Origin of the sequence: Pseudomonas sp. LH21, from assembly GCF_036549575.1 — a bacterium.
Lineage (GTDB): Bacteria > Pseudomonadota > Gammaproteobacteria > Pseudomonadales > Pseudomonadaceae > Aquipseudomonas > Aquipseudomonas peradeniyensis.
This window is the reverse complement of record NZ_CP144367.1, coordinates 3,519,008-3,536,798: the sequence shown is the minus strand read 5'-3', so window position 1 is coordinate 3,536,798 and position 17,791 is coordinate 3,519,008. Positions and strand designations below refer to the sequence as shown.

The following is a 17,791-nucleotide window of genomic DNA, read 5'->3' as shown; positions in this document are numbered from 1 at the left end:
GCTCACTCTGCTTGCTCTCTACATTTAACCTGTCGGCGTTGCCTTGGTGCTAATATACTGCTCAGGGCAACTGGCAGGTTGGTCAAAGTTGCCATACAACAAGACACAGAAACATTTGAGCAGCCTCTAACTCAATAAGTACGAAACCGCAGCACCCGCGCCCCATCATACGGATCGACCAGGTAATGAGCCTGAACCCCAAACGTCCCCAGTAACCGCTCCGGCGTCAGCACCATTTCAGGCTTCCCCAAGGCCACCAACCGCCCTTGGTCCAGCACAGCCAACCGATCACAGGTCAACGCCTGGTTGAGATCATGCAAGGCCACCAGGGTAGTCACCGGCAGCGCTTGAACCTGCCGCAACAGGCTCAGCTGATGCTGGATATCAAGGTGATTGGTCGGCTCGTCCAGCAGCAGCACCTGCGGCCGCTGGGCCAGGGCCCGGGCGATGTGCACGCGCTGGCGTTCGCCGCCGGACAGCTCGCCCCACAGGCGCCGACGCAGGTGGCCGGCGTCGGCGTCGGCCAGGGCCTGCTCGACGATGGCACGGTCGTCCGCGCCGAACGGCGCCAGGGCCGACAGCCACGGCGTGCGGCCGAGGGCCACGGCGTCATACACACTGATGGCGTCCAGGGTGTCGGCCTGCTGTTCGACCAGCGCCAGGCTTTGCGCAACCCGGCGACGCGGCATGCGCTCCAGCGCCTCGCCCAGCAAACGCACGCTGCCACTGCTGGGCGTGCGCAGGCCGGCGAGCAGCTTGAGCAGGGTGGACTTGCCCGAGCCGTTGGGGCCGACCACGCCGAGGGTTTCGCCGGGCATCACGCTCAGGTCGATGTCTTGCAGCACTTCGCGGTCGCCCAGGCGCAGGCTTAGGCCCTTGCAGGCGAGCGGGGCGTTGGCGAGGGCGGTCATCACGGTCATGGACGCCCCCGGCGGCTGACCAGGATCAACGCGAACACCGGCGCGCCGATCAAGGCGGTGACCACGCCCACCGGGATCACCTGGCCGGCGATCAGGGTGCGCGAGAGGATGTCGGCGACGATCAGGAACAACGCGCCGCCCAGGGCGCTGGCCGGCAGCAGACGGCTGTGCCCGGGGCCGAGCAGCAGGCGCAGGGCATGGGGGATGACCAGGCCGACGAAGCCGATGGCGCCGACGATCGAGACCATCACCGCGGTCACCAGCGCCGTGCAGCTGATCAGCAACAGTTGCGTGCGTCGCACCGGCACGCCCAGCGAGGCCGCCGAGTCGGCGCCGAAGGTGAAGGCGTCCAGCGCCCGGCGGTGCCACAGGCACACCGCCAGCCCGACCAGGGCCACCGGCAGCGCCAGCCACACCGCCGGCCAGCGCACGCCGCTGAGATTGCCCAGCAGCCAGAACAGGATGCCCCGGGCCTGTTCGGCGGTGGCCGACTTGGTGATGAGAAAGGCCGTCAGCGCGTTGAACAGTTGCGAGCCGGCGATGCCGGCGAGGATCACCTGGGCGTTGTCGTGTCGGCTGCCGCTGGCCCGCGACAACACCAGCACCAGGGCGAAGGCGGCCAGCGCGCCGATGAAGGCGCCGGCCGACAGCGACAGCACCGCACCACCTAGGCCGAACAGCCCCACCGCCACGGCGCCGGTCGAGGCGCCCGCCGACAGGCCCAGCAGGTACGGCTCGGCCAGCGGATTGCGCAGCAGCGCCTGGAGGATCACCCCGCAGGTCGCCAGCCCCGCGCCGCAGGCGGCGGCCACCAGGGTGCGCGGCAGGCGGTAGTTCCAGACGATGCCGGCGTCGATCGGGTCGAGGGCATGACCGGCCTGCCACAGCTGGTTGGCCAGTACCTGCCAGACCACCTCGGCGCTGATCCGCGTCTCGCCGATGGCGATCCCGGCGAGCATGGCCAGGCACAGGGCGAGCAGCGCGAACGCGCTGATGGGCAGCAAACGGTTCATGGTTGTGGCGCTTTACCGCTGGCAAAGGCGCTGGACAGCACCTCCAGGCCACGGAACAGGCGGATGCCAGCCTGCATGGCGTCGGCGTCGAGGACGATGATCCGGCCTTGCCTGACCGCGTCCATGTTGCGGGTCACCGGGTCGCTGCGCAGGAACTCGAGCTTTTTCCGGTAGTCGTCGGCGGGGTAGCGGCGGCGGTCCATGCGCGCGACGATCAGCCAGGTGGGATTGGCCCTGGCCAGGGTCTCCCAGCCCACCGCCGGCCATTCTTCGCTGGACTCCACCACGTTGCGCACGCCAAGGGTCTGCAACATGAAGTCGGCCACGCCCTGGCGACCGGCGACGTAAGGGTCGACCTTGAGGTCGGCGCTGGAGAACCAGAACAGCGCGCTGGTGTGGCTCAGGTCCTGGCCGGCCAGGCGTTGCCGGGCCTGGTCCAGCTGGTCCTTGAGCTCGGCATTGAGGCGTTCGCCACGATCCTGCACGTCGAAGATCTCGGCCAGCTGGCTGACGCTCTTGTAGATGGTGTCGATCCTGAACGGCTGCAGGCGGGTCCCGTCGGCGCCCACCAGGTTGTCCTTGCCTTCGCAATCCGAGGGCAGCAGGTAGGTGGGAATGCCCAGTTCCGTGAACTGTTCGCGGGTGCCGACCGCGCCCTGGGGGCCGACCATCCATTCAAACTGCGCCGTCACCAGCTGCGGGCGCTTGCCGACCACCGCCTCGAAGCCCGGTTCGTTGTCGGCCAGGCGCTCGACCTTGTCGTTCTGCGCCTTGAACTCGGGCAGCACGTTGTTGAACCACAGCGAGGTGCCCGCCAGCCGCTCGCCCAGGCCCAGGGCATAGAGCAGCTCGGTGCCGGCCTGGCCGATGGTCACCGCGCGCTGCGGGGCCTGGGCGAAGGTCTGCGGCAGGCCGCAGTTGTCGACGGTCAGCGGGTAGCGGGTGGCGTCGGCGTGGGCCAGGCCCGCCAGTGACAGGCCGGCGAGCAGGGTGGCGAAGCGGTGCGGCATGGTGGGGCGATCTCCTGTCGGGTGGTGCACGGAATGGCCCACGGACAGGCATCGCCAGGCGTCGTGCGGCAAGCGCGCGGCCAGGGGCGGATGACCATCCCGGACACCCCGCCGGTTGGTGAATGCGTGCCGGCAGGTCTCCTGACTGGTGCGTCCTGGCCGGCGCCGGCCTTCCCGGGTCGGCAGACCCAGTGGCATCGGTGGCGCAGGCTCGGCACCTACAGTTGCGGGGGCAGTTCCCTTTGGCCCGCCCTCGGCGCGCCCGGGATTCCCTTTTGATTCCGTGTGGAAACCGGCGGGCGGCATGGTAGACCATCGGGCCATCGGCTGAAAACGCTTTTACAGGTACTTGAGCCAGGCGATGTCGCGCCGCCGCGCCTTGAGCCGGGCGAAGCCGCGCACCGGCAGGTACAGGGCGATCGCCAGCAGTACCGCGACCAGCCACACCGCGCCGATGCCGTCGAAGCCGAAATGGCTGCCCTGGTTCAGGCCGAACAGCGCCACGCAGGCCACATACAGCAGCTTGAGCACATACAGGTGCAGCAGGTAGAAGAACATCGGCGCGGCGCCGAACACTGCCAGCGGGCCGATCCAGCGAGCCTCGCCGGCCCGCTCGAAACCGCGCAGCAGCAACAGGCCGACGCCCAGGGTCAATGCCAGGAACAGCAGCGACGGCGGGTACTTGGTGATGTTGAAGAAGCTCATCAGCGTTTGCCCGACGCTGGCGTAGAAGGTCCACGGCGCCTCGCCGTAGCCGTTGAGCAGGCGCAGCACGACAAAGCCGAGCAGCAGCATCACGCCGCCCAGCAGCAGGCGGCGCTGCCGCTCGCCGGCATCGCTGCCCCGGCCGAACCAGGGGCCGAGCCCATAGCCCAGGGCGATCACCCCGACCCACGGCAGCACCGGGTAGGAGGTGCGCAGGCGCAGGCTGTCGGACAGCTCCAGCCAGCTGCGCTCGTGCAGGATCGCCCAGGGCACATGCAGCGCCGAGTGCGGCGCGAAGTGCAGGCCATCGAGCAGGTTGTGGCCGACGACGATCAGCGCGCCCAGGGCCAGTAGCAGCGGGCGTGGCAGCCATACCAGCAGTGACAGGGCGATCATGCTCAGGCCGATGGCCCAGATCACCTGCAGGTAGATCACGCTTGGCGGCAACTGGAAGGTCCAGGCGAAGTTGACCAGGCTGAGCTCCAGCAGCACCAGGAACAGGCCGCGCTTGAACAGGAACGCCGCTACATCGCCCCGGCCCTGGTGCTTTTCGCCATAGAGCCAGGCCGACAACCCGGTGAGCAGCACGAACACCGGCGCGCACAGGTGCGCCAGGGTGCGGCTGACGAACAGGCTGGGGTCGGTGGCGTCGATCGCGTCGATGGTCATCGGGTCGCTGACCTGGCGGTGCAGGAAGAAGGTTTCGCGCACGTGGTCCAGCAGCATGAACAGGATCACCAGGCCGCGCAGGGCGTCGATGCTGTGCAGGCGTTGGCTGGGGAGGGCAGTCGGGAGGCTGGTCATCGAGGCGGGTCGCAGGCAGGAATAACATTCAAATGAAATGTTATTTTATTTCATTTGCTTGTGTCTGGATACAGCCATGCGCTGGCACTCCACTTGAATCAGCCCTGAATCAGCGGCCCCAGCCGCTCGGCCAGGGCCTGGACCGTCGCGCTGACCTTGGGCAGATGCCCGCGGTTGCGGCGCCAGGCCAGGTTGATCGGCAACCCCTCCATCGCGTACTCCGGCAGCACCTGCTGCAAGGTCCCGGCGTCGAGCTGGCGCTGCACCAGCCAGGTCGGCAGTTGGGCGATGCCGTGCCCGGCGCTGATGGCCAGGGCCTGCCCCTCGGCATCGCCGATGGCCAGGCGGCCCGGCATCGGCCGCAGCTGCGCCAGGCCCGGACGGGTGCCGGCGAAATGCAGGGCTGGTGTGCTGCCGTCGGCGCAGGCGTAGAGCACGCAGCCCTGGGCCTGCAACTGTTGCAGGTCGCGGGGCGTGCCGTGGCGGGCGAGGTAGGCGGGGGCGGCACAGAACACCAGGCGCTGGCTGCCCAGGTAGCGGTGCTCGATGCCCGGCTGCCAAGTCTGTGGTCCACCGATGCGCACGACGATGTCAATGCCGTCCTCGGCGAGGTCGACGAAGCGGTCGGAGAGGGTGATGTGCGGTTGCAGACGCGGATGCAGCGCGGCGAAGTCGAGCACGGCGGGCAGCCCGTGCAGGCGGCCGAAAGTGGCCGGCAGGTCGATGCGCAGCTTGCCGCAGGGGGTCTTGTGCTCGTCGTTGAGGGCCAGTTCGGCCTCTTCGATTTCCGCCAGCACGCGGGTGCAGGTGCGGTAGTAGTCGGCGCCGCTGTCGGTCAGGGCCAGGCGTCGGGTGGTGCGCTCGAACAGGCGCACCTGCAGGCGTTTCTCCAGGCGGGCCACGCCCTTGCTCACGGCGGAGCTGGTGAGGTTCATGCGCTCGGCGGCGGCGATGAAGCTGCCGGCGTTGGCCACGCTGACGAAGAAGTCGATGTCTTTCAGGCGTTCCGAGGCGGACATGGCGGGGGCTCGCGATTACTGAATATGGTTCACTTGATAAGGGAATATCTACCAGTAATCGGAACAAGATTCCAGATTAAGCTGGCCTGCCATTCATCGAGGATTGCAGTAGATGTCCACCTCCAGCTTGACCCATGCCACCTTGACGCGGCCGGCACCGCGCGTGGGGCTGTCGATCGGCCTGTTCGCCGTCGGCGGCTTCGCGGTGCTGACCACCGAGTTCCTGATTCTTGGCCTGCTGCCTGCGCTGGCCCGCGACCTTGGACTGTCGGTCGCGGGCGCGGGCCAGTTGGTCACCCTGTTCGCGGTGACCGTGATGCTGTTCGGGCCACCGCTCACCGCCTGGCTGTCGGCCCTGCCACGCAAGGGGCTGTTCATCGCCATCCTGCTGCTGTTCGCCGCTTCCAATGCGCTGTCGGCGCTGGCGCCGAACGTCTGGGTACTGGCCCTGGCGCGGTTCCTCGCCGCACTTGCCCTGCCGGTGTACTGGGGCACCGCCAGCGAAAGCGCCGGGCAACTGGCCGGCCAGGGGCGCGAGGGCTGGGCGGTGGCGCGGGTCTACCTGGGGATCACCGCGGCATTCGTCTTCGGTATCCCGCTGGGCACCCTGGCCGCCGGGCTGGTCGGCTGGCGCGGCAGCTTCTGGTTGCTCGCCGGGCTGTGCCTGTTGGTGGCGCTGCTGATGTGGGCCTGGCTGCCGCCTCTGCCGAAGGTTCCGGCCCGCGTCGCAGGGGAGCGGCAGACGGTGATTCTCAAGGACCGTCGTTTTATCGCCCATGTGCTGCTTTCGGCGCTGGTGTTCACCGCCATGTTCACTGCCTACACCTACCTGGCCGAGATCCTCGAGCAGCTCGCCGCCGTGCCGGCCAACGCGGTCGGTTGGTGGCTGATGGGCTTTGGCCTGGTGGGCATGCTCGGCAACGCCCTGGCCGGACGGATCGTCGATCGCAGCCCGCTGCGGGCCACGCTGCTGCTGTTGGCGATGCTGGCCTTGGGCATGGGCCTGGTCACCCCGGTGATCGGCAACCCGCTGCTGCTGGTGGGCGCCCTGGCCCTGTGGGGCATCGCCTACACGGCGCTGTTCCCGGTGTGCCAGGTGCGGGTGATGCGCGCCGGCGCCAAGGCCCAGGCCCTGGCCGGGACCCTCAACGTGTCGGCGGCCAACGCGGGTATCGCCGCCGGTGCCGCGCTGGGGGGCGCGGCGATCCAGGGGCTTGGTCTGGCTGCGTTGGGGTATGTGGCCTGTGGGTTTGCGGTGCTGGCGTGGGTGGCCACGTTGGTACTGCAACGGAGCGAGTGAGGCTTGTTCCACTCTCCAGCCAATGCGCGTTTATGCCTTGGCTGGGACGGCTGCCGGGTTTGGGATGCCAGCAGGGCGACTTGTTGCAATCCTGCCGTTCCTTATTCGATCAGCCAGGCAGGATCGCCTTCAATCAGGACTCCGCCATGGCTGGTCTTGTCTCCCTGGCGCGCCGCAGGGCTGCCCTCAATGAGCGTATACGCGGCACCGATCTCGATGATTGCACCGTAACTGAGCTCATCCCCTATGCGTACGATTGCACGACCATTCACTACGGCACTGCCCGCGCCGCTGATGACGGTGCCTTCCCCGTGAAAAGGGCAAAGGTGGCGATGGTCGACTCGGGCGGTGACCAACGAGTCAGTTCACCCTCATTTGCGCTTCCTTTTACTTGGCTGGACAGGGGCTTGCTCGAAGGCCTCCGGTGGATGAGGTGCTGCCCGGACATTGAAGAGTCGGCAGACGCCATACCAGCAGAGGGCGAGGCCGAAGTTGTAAGGGAACAACACGGCCCAGAACGGCAGTTGCCAGTTTTTCTTGCCCTGCATTTCTCCGGGCTCGCCGGTTCGCCAGGGGGCGTAGTGGCGCCAGGCTTCTGCCGGGGTCAGGCAGATGGCATGAAGCGGTCGGTGCCACCAGTTGGGTTCGCCGGGAGGAGGGAGTTTGGCTGGGCCGTGGTTCATGAAGTGGCGAAGGTATTCCCAGACTTCGGCGACGTGTTTGATGCCGGGTTCGGTGGGTTCGTTGCTGTCGACCCATAAGCAATCTTTTTGGTGCAGGCTGCCATCCTCCCGAGGTGGGGCGAAGGCGAGTGCATAACTGGTGCTGAAGGATGAGCCGCCGAATTCAGTGCGTTGGAATACGCCTCCGTATAAGTTTTTCCAATTAAAGGTTATAAGTTTTTTGCCGCGCTGATAGTAAATTACCTTGGTTGAGCAGTTGAAGTAAAATCCAGAGAGGTTTCTTATAAAATAGATTCGGTAAAGCAGGAGGGGGAGAAAAATTAAGGGTGCAAGTGTCATCATGGCTATGAAAGCAAGATCGAGGGTGTCGAAGTTTAATATTTTGATTGATAGAAAATTTGGGTAAATACCAGTCATTACCCCGATGATTAATGCGGTATACAGTTTTCCCATAAATACGGAGTCTGTTACCCAGGGGTTTCGTAGGCATAATGTATCTCCAGAGAGACTTGCTAATTGTCCAGTAATGGCGGGTTTGTATCCGGAGCTCGAATTTATATTGAGTGCCCAAATAACTGACATGGTTAGCGCTCGAGACGAAAAATTGAATTAACCTCATTTCCTTCATTCAAGCCTTGATTTGAGCTATAGGCTAAATGCAGTGAGGCATGGGTTTGGTTGTTGATCGTGTTTTTAAAGTTAAGAATTAAGCCGGCGCCTATAACGTAGCAAACAGCAGCAAGTGGAAAGACGACCATTTCACCGTCTTCACGAAGGCTGCTCAAGCTACCTGACCATTCGCTTGTGCCTACGATGAAACCCGGTAGGAATACTGTGAATTCCACGGTGGGTTGTGGGGTGGTGACTTCGTTATGGGTGATAGCAGCCCAGTTTGCTGGCGCCCAATAATTATTTTCATGCCAACCACTGTCGACCCCGGTTATACCAAAGGATTGCGCCTCTTCTGCAGATATTAACCTTGGTCCGTAATGCACATCGTGCCAAGCTTTGAGTTCTTCTTGGATTGAAGGAAATGTTGGGAGTCTTTTTTCATGATCCAGAACGATTTCGGCATGCACCTCGCCATCGTTTTTACGATTGCCGAAAATGCTCCGTGCTGCCCAGAACTCAATAGGGGAGTGCAGGTGCGCATGTGCCTGGGCGTGAAGGTATAAGCCTCCGGCAATAATCGCTATTCCTAGAAGCACTAGCCCAGCTGCGGCCCACCCGGCAAAGGGCACTACTGATGTAGCTCCCGCAACTGCGAGTCCCGCCTCAAGGGCGACCACAGAACCAGCGGCCATGGTCAGTCCACCGCTAGCTGTATAGACAGTGGCAGTTAAATTACCGTTGTTGTACTGACGAAACGCTTTTAAGCCGTCTGATACTAACCCAAAGCCAATTGCAGGGTAGCCTGCTAAACGAGCAAACAGATTACTCCCCAAAAACTTGATCACGCCGTTACCAAACGCCATCCCCGGCGCCGTCGAACTCAATCTCAGCATCACCGCCTTCTGCGTTGCGCGTACGCTAACCAATGTCGCCGCGGCTGCACCAATTACACCGAAAATAGATGCCGCAAACCCCAAGGTGTATTCCGGCGCATTGCTTTTCTGCAGGCTGTTGTAAGCCGTCTTCAGCGAGATCACGTTGAACCACAGCATTCCGGCGTTCAGACCACCGCCTCCGCCCGACGTAAGCAACCCGAGCAAGTTGGGTTTAACCCGCGCAGTGGTGGTCAGCTCAACCGCCACCGTCCGATTGCCCGAAATACGCAGCTGCTTCATTTCCTCAACCTGCGCCATGCCGCTCTTCAAGTACCGCTCCACCTCCTGGCTGAACGGGTTTCCACGGATGGTCTGGTCGGTGATCTGGTAACGCGCCGCCAACAGCCCCAGCGCTTTCTCGGCATTGGCCTCACGCGCCGCCAGCAGTACTTGCTGACGCAGGGTATGGCTGGCATCCCAGCGGGTCTGGCCACGCAGGCGTTTGAGCACCACGGCGTTGACGGACTGGGCCGTGAGATCGGTGATGTCGGCAATGGCCGGGAAACGCCCGGCCAGCCCTTCGATGACATTGTCGCTGCCCCCCAGCACACTGCCGGCCGCATCGGCTTTGTCCTTGAAGGGGTTGAACGGCGCCAGGGCGGTGTAGAGCGGGCTGTCGTGCTGGTCCAGCCACTGTTCCAGGCGTTTGAAGCGCCGGTCTCGGTCTTCGGTACCGGGTGTCGGCTGGCCCATCGGGTAGATCAGCAGGGCCAGGGCGATTTCCAGGCCACGGGCCGAGATGCGTTCGTTGCGGTCATAGCACGCCAGTGCGGCGGCCAGGCTGTAGGGGTCATCGATATGCGCAGCTTCGGCCGTGGCCAGCCACGCGTCGTGATCATGACTGGCTTGCAGGGCAAGGTTGCGCAGGCCTGCAATGCGCTGTTCCAGCTCATCACGTTCGGCGAGGAACTGCAGGTATTTGTCGGTATCGATGCGCAGCGCCAAGCGCGCACCGTTCGGGGAATAGTCCTCGTGAGTGAGGGCTCGGTAACGTGCCTCGGCCGGAGAGAGAGGGCGCCCTGTGCGGGTGGACTGCAGCCTTGTCTCGACCACTTCGGTAGTGGGCATATCCGCCGGGTACATCGTCTCCAGGGTTTTGTTCAGCAACAGGGCGACCAGGTTGCGATGGTGAAAATCACGGCTCTGCTGGCTGAGGCGTTCTGCATCCAGCTGGTAGCACGCCGGTACGCCTGCCTGCTCTGAGCCTTGCGCGGGCTTGGTGTGTTCCAGTTGCTCGGCGGGCATCAGGTCGTGCAGTTGGTGCTGGTAGGCCGAGACCGACAGGCTCAGGTCCAGGGCCACGCCTTCAGCATCCGCCAGCGCCACCACCACCGGTATTTTCGGCTGGGTGCTGGGATAGTCCCGGGCAATGGCGTTGAGCCTGCCGACGGACAAGGTGGTTGTGGACGCGTGGCTGCTCCAGGTCAGGGACATACGCCGGCTTGCCGGTTTGTAGTCTTCGACCCAGTTTTGCAACGCACTGAGCGGCAGTACATGGGGCTGGGTGGAGGGGGCCTGGTTGCCGGCAATCAGCTTGGCCATGTCCAGTTGGCGCATATGCCGTTTGCGCAGGGCTGCTGAAGCGGTGATGCGGGCAGTCGTGGCGTTGGTCCACAGGTGCGGGCTGTAGCCGATCCACACTTCCTTGGCGGTGTCCGGGCGGGTGTCGGCCCATACCCAGCCCATGCTCTGGTTGGCCAGATAGCGTTCGCGCAAGTGGTAGTCTTCCAGCCCTTGATAGCGCAGCTCCTGGTAATGTCCTTCGCCGTCGTACTCATGAATGACCAGCTTTTCGCCCTGGGGGCCTTTCATGAACACGTAGATGTAGCCTGGGCGCAGCGCGCGCAGGGTGTAGGACGAGTGCTGCAGCGGGGCGAAGCCTTGTTCCAGATTGAAGCCTGCGCCTGCGTAGCGGTACGCCGGGGCATCGCCCGTACGCGGCACGATGGCATAGCGCACCGGCAGGATGGGCACGCGTGGGCTGCAGGCGGGGCCGGAGGTGGCGCTGTTGGCAGAAACGTCGGTCATTTACGCTGCCTTTTGGTTGAGCGTACTGGGGCTTCGTCGAAGGCCTCAGGCGGAGGCGGTGCTGCCCGGACATTGAAGAGTCGGCAGACGCCATACCAGCAGAGGGCGAGGCCGAGGTTGTAGGGGAACAACACGGCCCAGAACGGCAGTTGCCAGTTCTTCTTACCCTGCATTTCTCCGGGCTCGCCGGTTCGCCAGGGGGCGTAGTGGCGCCAGGCTTCTGCCGGGGTCAGGCAGATGGCATGAAGCGGCCGGTGCCACCAGTTGGGTTCGCCGGGAGGAGGGAGTTTGGCTGGGCCGTGGTTCATGAAGTGGCGAAGGTATTCCCAGACTTCGGCGACGTGCTTGATGCCGGGTTCGGCGGGTTCGTTGCTGTCGGTCCAGAGGCAATCTTTTTGATGGAGACTTCCGTCTTTTCGACGGGGTGCGAATGCAAGTGCATAGGAGGTGGTGAAAGATGAACCACCAAACTCTGTGCGCCTGAAAAGACCACCTCCAGTATTGCTCCACTCGAAGACGAATACCTTCTTAAAACGTTGGTAGTAGATTTTTTTTGTTGAGCGGTTGAAGCAAACGCTTGATAAGCCTTTGATGAACCATATTCGGTAAAATAGAAATGGAAGGAAGGTGAAAGGCATAAGCACCATTCCGGTCATTAGTATGGGCTCAAGTAAAAAATCCTTCCAGCTGACGCTAGAAAATAGAAATGGGTAGAAGCCGATCATTAATCCAATAATCATTGCGCAGTAAAGTTTTCCCATGAATACAGAGTCTGTTACCCATGGGTTGCGTAGGCATAAAGAGTTTTTGGATATGTTTAATAGCTGTCCACCAATGGCGGGTTCGTACCCTGAGCATGAGGTTGAGTTAAATAGCCATATGGTTGCCATGATCAGCGCTCGAGACGGAAGTTCGGATCGTGTCCCGGGAAGTGGTGTAACTCATCATGGCCTTGACCACTGAGTTTGCCGTTTAGTTGATCACGGCCGACAGCTTGGCCTGTGGATTATCGCTGACTGCCTCGAAGGCCTCCAACTGCATATACCGCCGTTGCAGGCACCACTCGTCGTTCTGCTCCAGCAGCATCGCGCCTACCAGCCGTGTGATTGCAGGGTCGTTGGGAAAGATGCCCACGACGTCGGTGCGACGTTTGATTTCAGCGTTGAGCCGTTCCAGTGGATTGGTGCTGTGCAACTGCTGACGGTGCGCTTTTGGAAACGCCATGTGCGCCAGCACTTCATCCTCGCAGCCGTCCATGAGCGTCGCGATCTTGGGGTACTTTTCGCGCAACTGATCGGCGACCAGGCGCCACTGCTGATGACATTCGGCACGGCTGTCCTGGGCGAAAACCGTGCGCAGAAGCGCTGCCACCATGGTGCGCTGACCCTTGCCGACATGGGCCATGGCGTTACGCATGAAATGCACGCGGCAGCGCTGCCAGGTCGCGTTGAAGACCTTGGAGACAGCCGCCTTGAGCCCCTCGTGGGCATCGGAGATGACCAACTTCACTCCACGTAAGCCACGCCGCATCAGGCTTCGCAGGAAGTCCGTCCAGAACGGCTCGGCTTCTGATGGGCCAACACGCATGCCCAGGACTTCACGGCCACCATCGGTGTTCACGGCCACAGCGATTATTACGGCGACCGAGACGATGCGCCCGGCCTCCCGCACTTTGACGTAGGTGGCATCTATCCAGAGATAGGGCCAGTCGCCTTCAAGCGGTCGGTCAAGGAAGGCGTGAACGCGCTCATCGATCTCACCAGCCAGCCGTGACACTTGGCTTTTGGAGATGCCGGTCATGCCCATGGCCTTGACCAGCTCGTCCACCGAACGCGTTGAAACGCCCTGAATGTAAGCTTCTTGGATCACCGCTGCCATGGCCTTCTCGGCGGTACGTCGAGGCTCGAGAAAGCCAGGAAAGTAGCTGCCCTGGCGCAGCTTCGGGATCTTCAGGTCAACGTCACCGGCGCGGGTTTGCCAGAGGCGATCACGGTAGCCATTGCGGCTGTTTGTCCGGTCTGGGCTTTTGACATCGAAGCCGGCGCCGCACAGGCCTTCGACATCGAACTCCATCATGCGCTGGGCAACGAACTGGATCATTTGCTTGAGCAGATCAGCGTCTGCCCCTTTCTCAACCAACTCGGTCAATGCGATAGTGGGCTTGGTCATCGTGGTTTCTCTGGTGAAGGTTAAGTCCGCAAACTCAACGTTAGCCAAGAACCACGATGACCATCCTCTTTCGCCCGCAGGGCGCCTTCGGCTGGTTCAGTTACACCACTTCCTGGGACACGATCGAAGTTCGAATGAATCTCAGTGCCTTCGTCCAGCCCTTGACTGGCGCTGTAGGCGAGATGCAGTGAGACGTGGTTTTGGTGGGTCAGCGTGTGCTTGAAATGCAGAATCAAGCCGGCGCCCACAACGTAGGCGGCGGGAGTGATCGGAAATACGTCCATTCCTCCATCGTTACGAAGGCTGCTCGAAATTCCTGACCACTCGCTTGTTCCTATTGCGAAGCCCGGTAAAAGAACTGTGAACTCAGCGCTTGGTTGAGGCGTGACTACTTCGTTATGCGTGATAGCGGTCCAGTTTGGCGGTGCCCAATGGTTGTTATGATGCCACTTGGTGTCCACATTGGTTACACCAAATGATAGGGCCTGCTCGGCTGATATGAGCTTTGGTCCGTAGTGCTCGTTGTGCCAAGCTTTGATTTCTGCGTGCAGTGAGGAGAATCTCGGAAGTTTCTTTTCAAGGTCCAGGATAATTTCAGAACGGGCCTCTCCATCGTTGATGCGATTGCCAAAGATGCTGCGTGCTGCCCAAAGCTCAATCGGCCTGTGAACGCGTTCATGTGCTTTGGCGTGAAGATACAGGCCTCCAGCAATGATTGCTGCTCCCGCGAGCAACAATGCAACTGCGGCCCATCCGGCGAAGGGCACAAACACCGTGGGCCCTGCTATTGCAAGCCCGGCCTCAAGGACGATGACAGAGCCAACAGCCATGCTTACTCCACCGGCTGACGTATAGCTGGCTGCAGTTGAATCACCATTATCGAGTTGGCGTTTCGTCTTGAGTCCATCAGAGAGCAAGCCAAAGCCAATTGCGGGATATCCCGCTAAGCGCGCAAATAGATTACTACTTAGGAACTTGATCACGCTGTTACCAAACGCCATCCCCGGCGCCGTCGAGCTCAATCTCAACATCACCGCCTTCTGCGTTGCGCGTACGCTAACCAATGTCGCCGCGGCCGCACCGATCACCCCAAAAATAGATGCCGCAAACCCCAGGGTGTATTCCGGCGCATTGCTTTTCTGCAGGCTGTTGTAAGCCGTCTTCAGCGAGATCACGTTGAACCACAGCATTCCAGCGTTCAGACCACCGCCTCCGCCCGACGTAAGCAACCCGAGCAAGTTGGGTTTAACCCGCGCAGTGGTGGTCAACTCAACCGCCACCGTCCGGTTGCCCGAAATACGCAGCTGCTTCATTTCCTCAACCTGCGCCATGCCGCTCTTCAAATACCGCTCCACCTCCTGGCTGAACGGGTTTTCCCGGATGGCCTGGTCGGTGATCTGGTAACGCGCCGCCAACAGCCCCAGCGCTTTCTCGGCATTGGCCTCACGCGCCGCCAGCAGTACTTGCTGACGCAGGGTATGGCTGGCATCCCAGCGGGTGTGACCACGCAGGCGTTTGAGCACCACGGCGTTGACGGACTGGGCCGTGAGATCGGTGATGTCGGCAATGGCCGGAAAACGCCCGGCCAGCCCTTCGATGACATTGTCGCTGCCACCCAGCACACTGCCGGCCGCATCGGCTTTGTCCTTGAAGGGGTTGAACGGCGCCAGGGCGGTGTAGAGCGGGCTGTCGTGCTGGTCCAGCCACTGTTCCAGGCGTTTGAAGCGCCGATCTTGGTCTTCGGTACCGGGTGCCGGCTGGCCCATCGGGTAAATCAGCAGGGCCAGGGCGATTTCGAGGCCACGGGCCGAGATGCGTTCGTTGCGGTCATAGCACGCCAGTGCGGCGGCCAGGCTGTAGGGGTCATCGATATGCGCAGCTTCGGCCGTGGCCAGCCACGTGTCGTGATCATGACTGGCTTGCAGGGCAAGTTTGCGCAGGCCTGCAATGCGCTGCTCCAGCTCATCGCGTTCGGCGAGGAACTGCAGGTATTTGTCGGTATCGATGCGCAGCGCCAAACGCGCACCGTTCGGGGAATAGTCCTTGTGAGTGAGGGCCCGGTAACGTGCCTCGGCCGGGGGGAGAGGACGTCCGGTGCGGGTGGACTGCAGTCTTATTTCGACCACTTCGGTAGCGGGCATATCCGCCGGGTACATCGTCTCCAGGGTTTTGTTCAGCAACAGGGCGACCAGGTTGCGATGGTGAAAATCGCGGCTCTGCTGACTGAGCCGTTCGGCATCCAGCTGATAGCACGCCGGTACGCCTTCCTGCTCGGTGCCTTGCGCGGGCTTGGTGTGTTCCAGCTGTTCGGCGGGCATCAGGTCATGCAGTTGGTGCTGGTAGGCCGAGACCGACAGGCTCAGGTCCAGGGCCACGCCTTCAGCATCAGCCAGCGCCACCACCACCGGTATTTTCGGCTGGGTGCTGGGATAGTCCCGGGCAATAGCGTTGAGCCTGCCGACGGACAAGGTGGTTGTGGACGCGTGGCTGCTCCAGGTCAGGGACATACGCCGGCTTGCCGGTTTGTAGTCTTCGACCCAGTTTTGCAGCGCACTGAGCGGCAGCACATGGGGCTGGGTGGAGGGGGCTTGGTTGCCGGCAATCAGCTCGGCCATGTCCAGCTGGCGCATATGCCGTTTGCGCAGGGTTGCTGAAGCGGTGATGCGGGCAGTCGTGGCGTTGGTCCACAGGTGCGGGCTGTAGCCGATCCACACTTCCTTGGCGGTGTCCGGGCGGGTGTCGGCCCATACCCAGCCCATGCTCTGGCTGGACAGGTAGCGTTCGCGCAAGTGGTAGCCTTCCAGGCCCTGGTAGCGCAACTCCTGGTAGCGTCCTTCGCCGTCGTACTCATGAATGACCAGTTTTTCGCCCTGGGGGCCTTTCATAAACACGTAGATGTAGCCTGGGCGCAGCGCGCGCAGGGTGTAGGACGAGTGCTGCAGCGGGGCGAAGCCTTGTTCCAGGTTGAAGCCTGCGCCTGCGTAGCGACAGGCAGGGGCATCGCCCGTACGCGGCACGATGGCATAGCGCACCGGCAGGATGGGCACGCGTGGGCTGCAGGCAGGGCCGGAGGTGGCACTGCCGACGGCGGCGTCAGTCATGGTTTAGCTCCTTGCGTGGGGCCAGTGTTTGATTGGCTGGACATGAGAGGTCCTTCGGATACGGCTGTCCTTGAACTAGACGGTGCTCGTCGTTGCCTGGCATCTTGGGAGTGGCCTGTCAGCTATCGCAGCATGACGGCGTTGAGCGCCTCGATTGGGGGCGGGGTTTTGGTGCTGACGTGTTCCGGGGAACGTTCGCATAAGGTCCTCGCTGGCTGGTAATGGCCGTACCGTCGTGCAGGCCCGTGGATGGCTGTTGCAGCCAGCCACGGGCGACGGTGACGCAGACCTGAAACACTAGCGAGGAACGGATTGTGGGTGGTCGACAGTGCTTCCCAAATCCGCGTAGGACGTTTCTCTGATTTTCCCTTTAAGGGCTATTTGGCAGCATTCGCTTACAGTTCTTGGGAGAACCTGCCTGAGGATGCCCCCATGCCCGAAGCCCGCGAGCAGATCGACGCCCGCATCGCCAGCCTTGCCGACTGGCGTGGTCCGCGAATGGCCCGACTCAGGGCGCTGATCCACCAGGCCGGGCTGCTCAATGCCAGTCTCCAGGGCGACTCCTGCCGGGCCATCGACCTGCATGAGGACGAGTGGCTCGACGAGCAGGCGTTCATCGCGCTGGTGCTCAACCTGGGGCAGTCCTGAATCACCACCCAGGCCTTGCGAGGGAGCAGGTGAGCGTCACACTGCCCGGGCGTTGAGCAGGCGCACGCCCAGGCCGATGAACAGCGCGCCGGTGGCGCGCTTGAACCAGGCGGCCAGGGGCGAAGCCTTCAGGCGCAGGCCGAAGCGCCAGGCGGTGAAACAGTAGAAGGAATGCACCAGGCAGACGATCAGTGCGCCGCTCAGGTACATTGCCGCGAACTGGCCGAAGATCGGCCGCCCGGGCTCGAGGAACTGCGGCAGGAAGGCGCAGAAGAACACCAGGGTCTTGGGATTGCTCACCGAGACCAGGAAGGCCTCCACGGCGATCCGCCATTGCGTCTGGGGTGGCGTCGCGACCACCTGGGCCGCCGGGGCGGCGGGGCCGCTATTACCCAGCAACTGGCGCAGGCCGAGGTAGATCAGGTAGCCGGCGCCGGCCAACTTCAGCACCAGGAACGCCGTGGGCAGCGAGATCAGCAGGGCGCCCACGCCCATGGCCACGGCGGTGATGGTCAGCAGTTGTGCGGTGAGGTTGCCGAACAGGGTCATGCCCATGCCCGAGGGGCCGTAGCGCAAAGCGTTGCGCACGGTCAGCAGGACGTTGGGGCCGGGGATCAGCGAGGTGAGCAGGTAGGCGAAGGAGAAGGTCAACCAGAGGTGCAGGGCCATGGAAGCGCGTCCTTTGCGCGGGGAAAGTCGAACAATGCCAGCAATCGGGGCGGACCGCCATGGGGGCTTGCGGACACATGAGCTGTGGATCTGCTGGGGACGGCGTGGGAGCGGCAGTGCGCCGATGCGACGCGCCCCGCGAACACCCGCGAAGCGGGTGCCAGGCATTGCGTAA

The 17,791-nt window shown here is 62.7% G+C and carries 14 protein-coding genes and 1 riboswitch; of the genes, 2 read left to right on the top strand and 12 right to left on the bottom strand.

Annotation, left to right across the window (positions count from 1 at the left end):
* Positions 1–131 precede the first annotated feature (131 nt).
* The 5 genes from VUG52_RS15990 to VUG52_RS15970 form a co-directional block, all read right to left on the bottom strand.
* Positions 132–920: an ABC transporter ATP-binding protein gene (locus VUG52_RS15990; protein WP_331831745.1), complete on the bottom strand. Its 789-nt coding sequence runs from the start codon at positions 918–920 to the stop codon at positions 132–134.
* Positions 917–1,933 carry a FecCD family ABC transporter permease gene (locus tag VUG52_RS15985; RefSeq protein WP_331831744.1) on the bottom strand — a complete coding sequence of 339 codons (1,017 nt, stop codon included), beginning with the start codon at positions 1,931–1,933 and terminating at the stop codon, positions 917–919. The genes VUG52_RS15990 and VUG52_RS15985 overlap by 4 nt, the downstream gene beginning before the upstream one ends.
* Complete coding sequence (locus tag VUG52_RS15980; RefSeq protein WP_331831743.1) at positions 1,930–2,943, bottom strand: ABC transporter substrate-binding protein; 1,014 nt, start codon at positions 2,941–2,943, stop codon at positions 1,930–1,932. The genes VUG52_RS15985 and VUG52_RS15980 overlap by 4 nt, the downstream gene beginning before the upstream one ends.
* A 114-nt stretch (positions 2,944–3,057) precedes the next feature.
* Positions 3,058–3,255: riboswitch (cobalamin riboswitch) on the bottom strand.
* Between the two features lie 27 nt (positions 3,256–3,282).
* Positions 3,283–4,452, bottom strand: coding sequence for a DUF1624 domain-containing protein (locus tag VUG52_RS15975; RefSeq protein ID WP_262952808.1), 1,170 nt, complete (start codon positions 4,450–4,452; stop codon positions 3,283–3,285).
* A 98-nt stretch (positions 4,453–4,550) separates the two neighbouring features.
* Entirely contained in the window at positions 4,551–5,471 is a 921-nt protein-coding gene (locus tag VUG52_RS15970) for a LysR family transcriptional regulator (protein ID WP_262952807.1), read from the bottom strand.
* Positions 5,472–5,583: 112 nt separating this feature from the next.
* Here VUG52_RS15970 and VUG52_RS15965 point away from each other — a divergent pair, with 112 nt between their 5' ends.
* Complete coding sequence (locus VUG52_RS15965) at positions 5,584–6,771, top strand: MFS transporter (RefSeq protein WP_050705898.1); 1,188 nt, start codon at positions 5,584–5,586, stop codon at positions 6,769–6,771.
* Positions 6,772–6,872: 101 nt separating this feature from the next.
* Here VUG52_RS15965 and VUG52_RS15960 read toward each other — a convergent pair whose 3' ends face one another.
* From VUG52_RS15960 to VUG52_RS15935, 6 genes are all read right to left on the bottom strand, one after another.
* Complete coding sequence (locus tag VUG52_RS15960) at positions 6,873–7,127, bottom strand: PAAR domain-containing protein (protein ID WP_082337758.1); 255 nt, start codon at positions 7,125–7,127, stop codon at positions 6,873–6,875.
* 15 nt (positions 7,128–7,142) lie between these two features.
* Complete coding sequence (locus tag VUG52_RS15955) at positions 7,143–8,036, bottom strand: hypothetical protein (protein ID WP_331831742.1); 894 nt, start codon at positions 8,034–8,036, stop codon at positions 7,143–7,145.
* Between the two features lie 2 nt (positions 8,037–8,038).
* Positions 8,039–11,029, bottom strand: a complete 2,991-nt coding sequence (locus tag VUG52_RS15950; protein ID WP_220689826.1) for a T6SS effector BTH_I2691 family protein — start codon at positions 11,027–11,029, stop codon at positions 8,039–8,041.
* Positions 11,026–11,919, bottom strand: coding sequence for a DUF6708 domain-containing protein (locus VUG52_RS15945; protein WP_082337755.1), 894 nt, complete (start codon positions 11,917–11,919; stop codon positions 11,026–11,028). Before VUG52_RS15945 ends, VUG52_RS15950 begins: the two co-directional genes overlap by 4 nt.
* Positions 11,920–12,001: 82 nt before the next feature.
* Positions 12,002–13,198 (bottom strand): IS256 family transposase, encoded by a 1,197-nt coding sequence (locus VUG52_RS15940; protein WP_016391483.1) that lies wholly within the window; start codon positions 13,196–13,198, stop codon positions 12,002–12,004.
* Between the two features lie 20 nt (positions 13,199–13,218).
* Entirely contained in the window at positions 13,219–16,299 is a 3,081-nt protein-coding gene (locus VUG52_RS15935; protein WP_331831740.1) for a T6SS effector BTH_I2691 family protein, read from the bottom strand.
* 432 nt (positions 16,300–16,731) lie between these two features.
* Between VUG52_RS15935 and VUG52_RS15930 the strand changes: the two genes are divergently transcribed.
* Positions 16,732–16,947 (top strand): hypothetical protein, encoded by a 216-nt coding sequence (locus VUG52_RS15930; RefSeq protein ID WP_050705895.1) that lies wholly within the window; start codon positions 16,732–16,734, stop codon positions 16,945–16,947.
* A gap of 36 nt (positions 16,948–16,983) precedes the next feature.
* Here the strand turns inward: VUG52_RS15930 and VUG52_RS15925 are convergent, their stop codons facing one another.
* A complete protein-coding gene (locus VUG52_RS15925; protein WP_050705894.1) occupies positions 16,984–17,616 on the bottom strand; it encodes a LysE family translocator in 633 nt (210 codons plus the stop codon).
* Between the last annotated feature and the right edge of the window lie 175 nt (positions 17,617–17,791).

What these genes read in the sequence shown, in the direction of transcription:
- VUG52_RS15990 (WP_331831745.1), bottom strand. Translation starts at nt 920, where the DNA reads ATGACCGTGATGACCGCCCTCGCCAACGCCCCGCTCGCCTGCAAGGGC.
- VUG52_RS15985 (WP_331831744.1), bottom strand. Translation starts at nt 1,933, where the DNA reads ATGAACCGTTTGCTGCCCATCAGCGCGTTCGCGCTGCTCGCCCTGTGC.
- VUG52_RS15980 (WP_331831743.1), bottom strand. Translation starts at nt 2,943, where the DNA reads ATGCCGCACCGCTTCGCCACCCTGCTCGCCGGCCTGTCACTGGCGGGC.
- VUG52_RS15975 (WP_262952808.1), bottom strand. Translation starts at nt 4,452, where the DNA reads ATGACCAGCCTCCCGACTGCCCTCCCCAGCCAACGCCTGCACAGCATC.
- VUG52_RS15970 (WP_262952807.1), bottom strand. Translation starts at nt 5,471, where the DNA reads ATGTCCGCCTCGGAACGCCTGAAAGACATCGACTTCTTCGTCAGCGTG.
- VUG52_RS15965 (WP_050705898.1), top strand. Translation starts at nt 5,584, where the DNA reads ATGTCCACCTCCAGCTTGACCCATGCCACCTTGACGCGGCCGGCACCG.
- VUG52_RS15955 (WP_331831742.1), bottom strand. Translation starts at nt 8,036, where the DNA reads ATGTCAGTTATTTGGGCACTCAATATAAATTCGAGCTCCGGATACAAA.
- VUG52_RS15950 (WP_220689826.1), bottom strand. Translation starts at nt 11,029, where the DNA reads ATGACCGACGTTTCTGCCAACAGCGCCACCTCCGGCCCCGCCTGCAGC.
- VUG52_RS15945 (WP_082337755.1), bottom strand. Translation starts at nt 11,919, where the DNA reads ATGGCAACCATATGGCTATTTAACTCAACCTCATGCTCAGGGTACGAA.
- VUG52_RS15940 (WP_016391483.1), bottom strand. Translation starts at nt 13,198, where the DNA reads ATGACCAAGCCCACTATCGCATTGACCGAGTTGGTTGAGAAAGGGGCA.
- VUG52_RS15935 (WP_331831740.1), bottom strand. Translation starts at nt 16,299, where the DNA reads ATGACTGACGCCGCCGTCGGCAGTGCCACCTCCGGCCCTGCCTGCAGC.
- VUG52_RS15930 (WP_050705895.1), top strand. Translation starts at nt 16,732, where the DNA reads ATGCCCGAAGCCCGCGAGCAGATCGACGCCCGCATCGCCAGCCTTGCC.
- VUG52_RS15925 (WP_050705894.1), bottom strand. Translation starts at nt 17,616, where the DNA reads ATGGCCCTGCACCTCTGGTTGACCTTCTCCTTCGCCTACCTGCTCACC.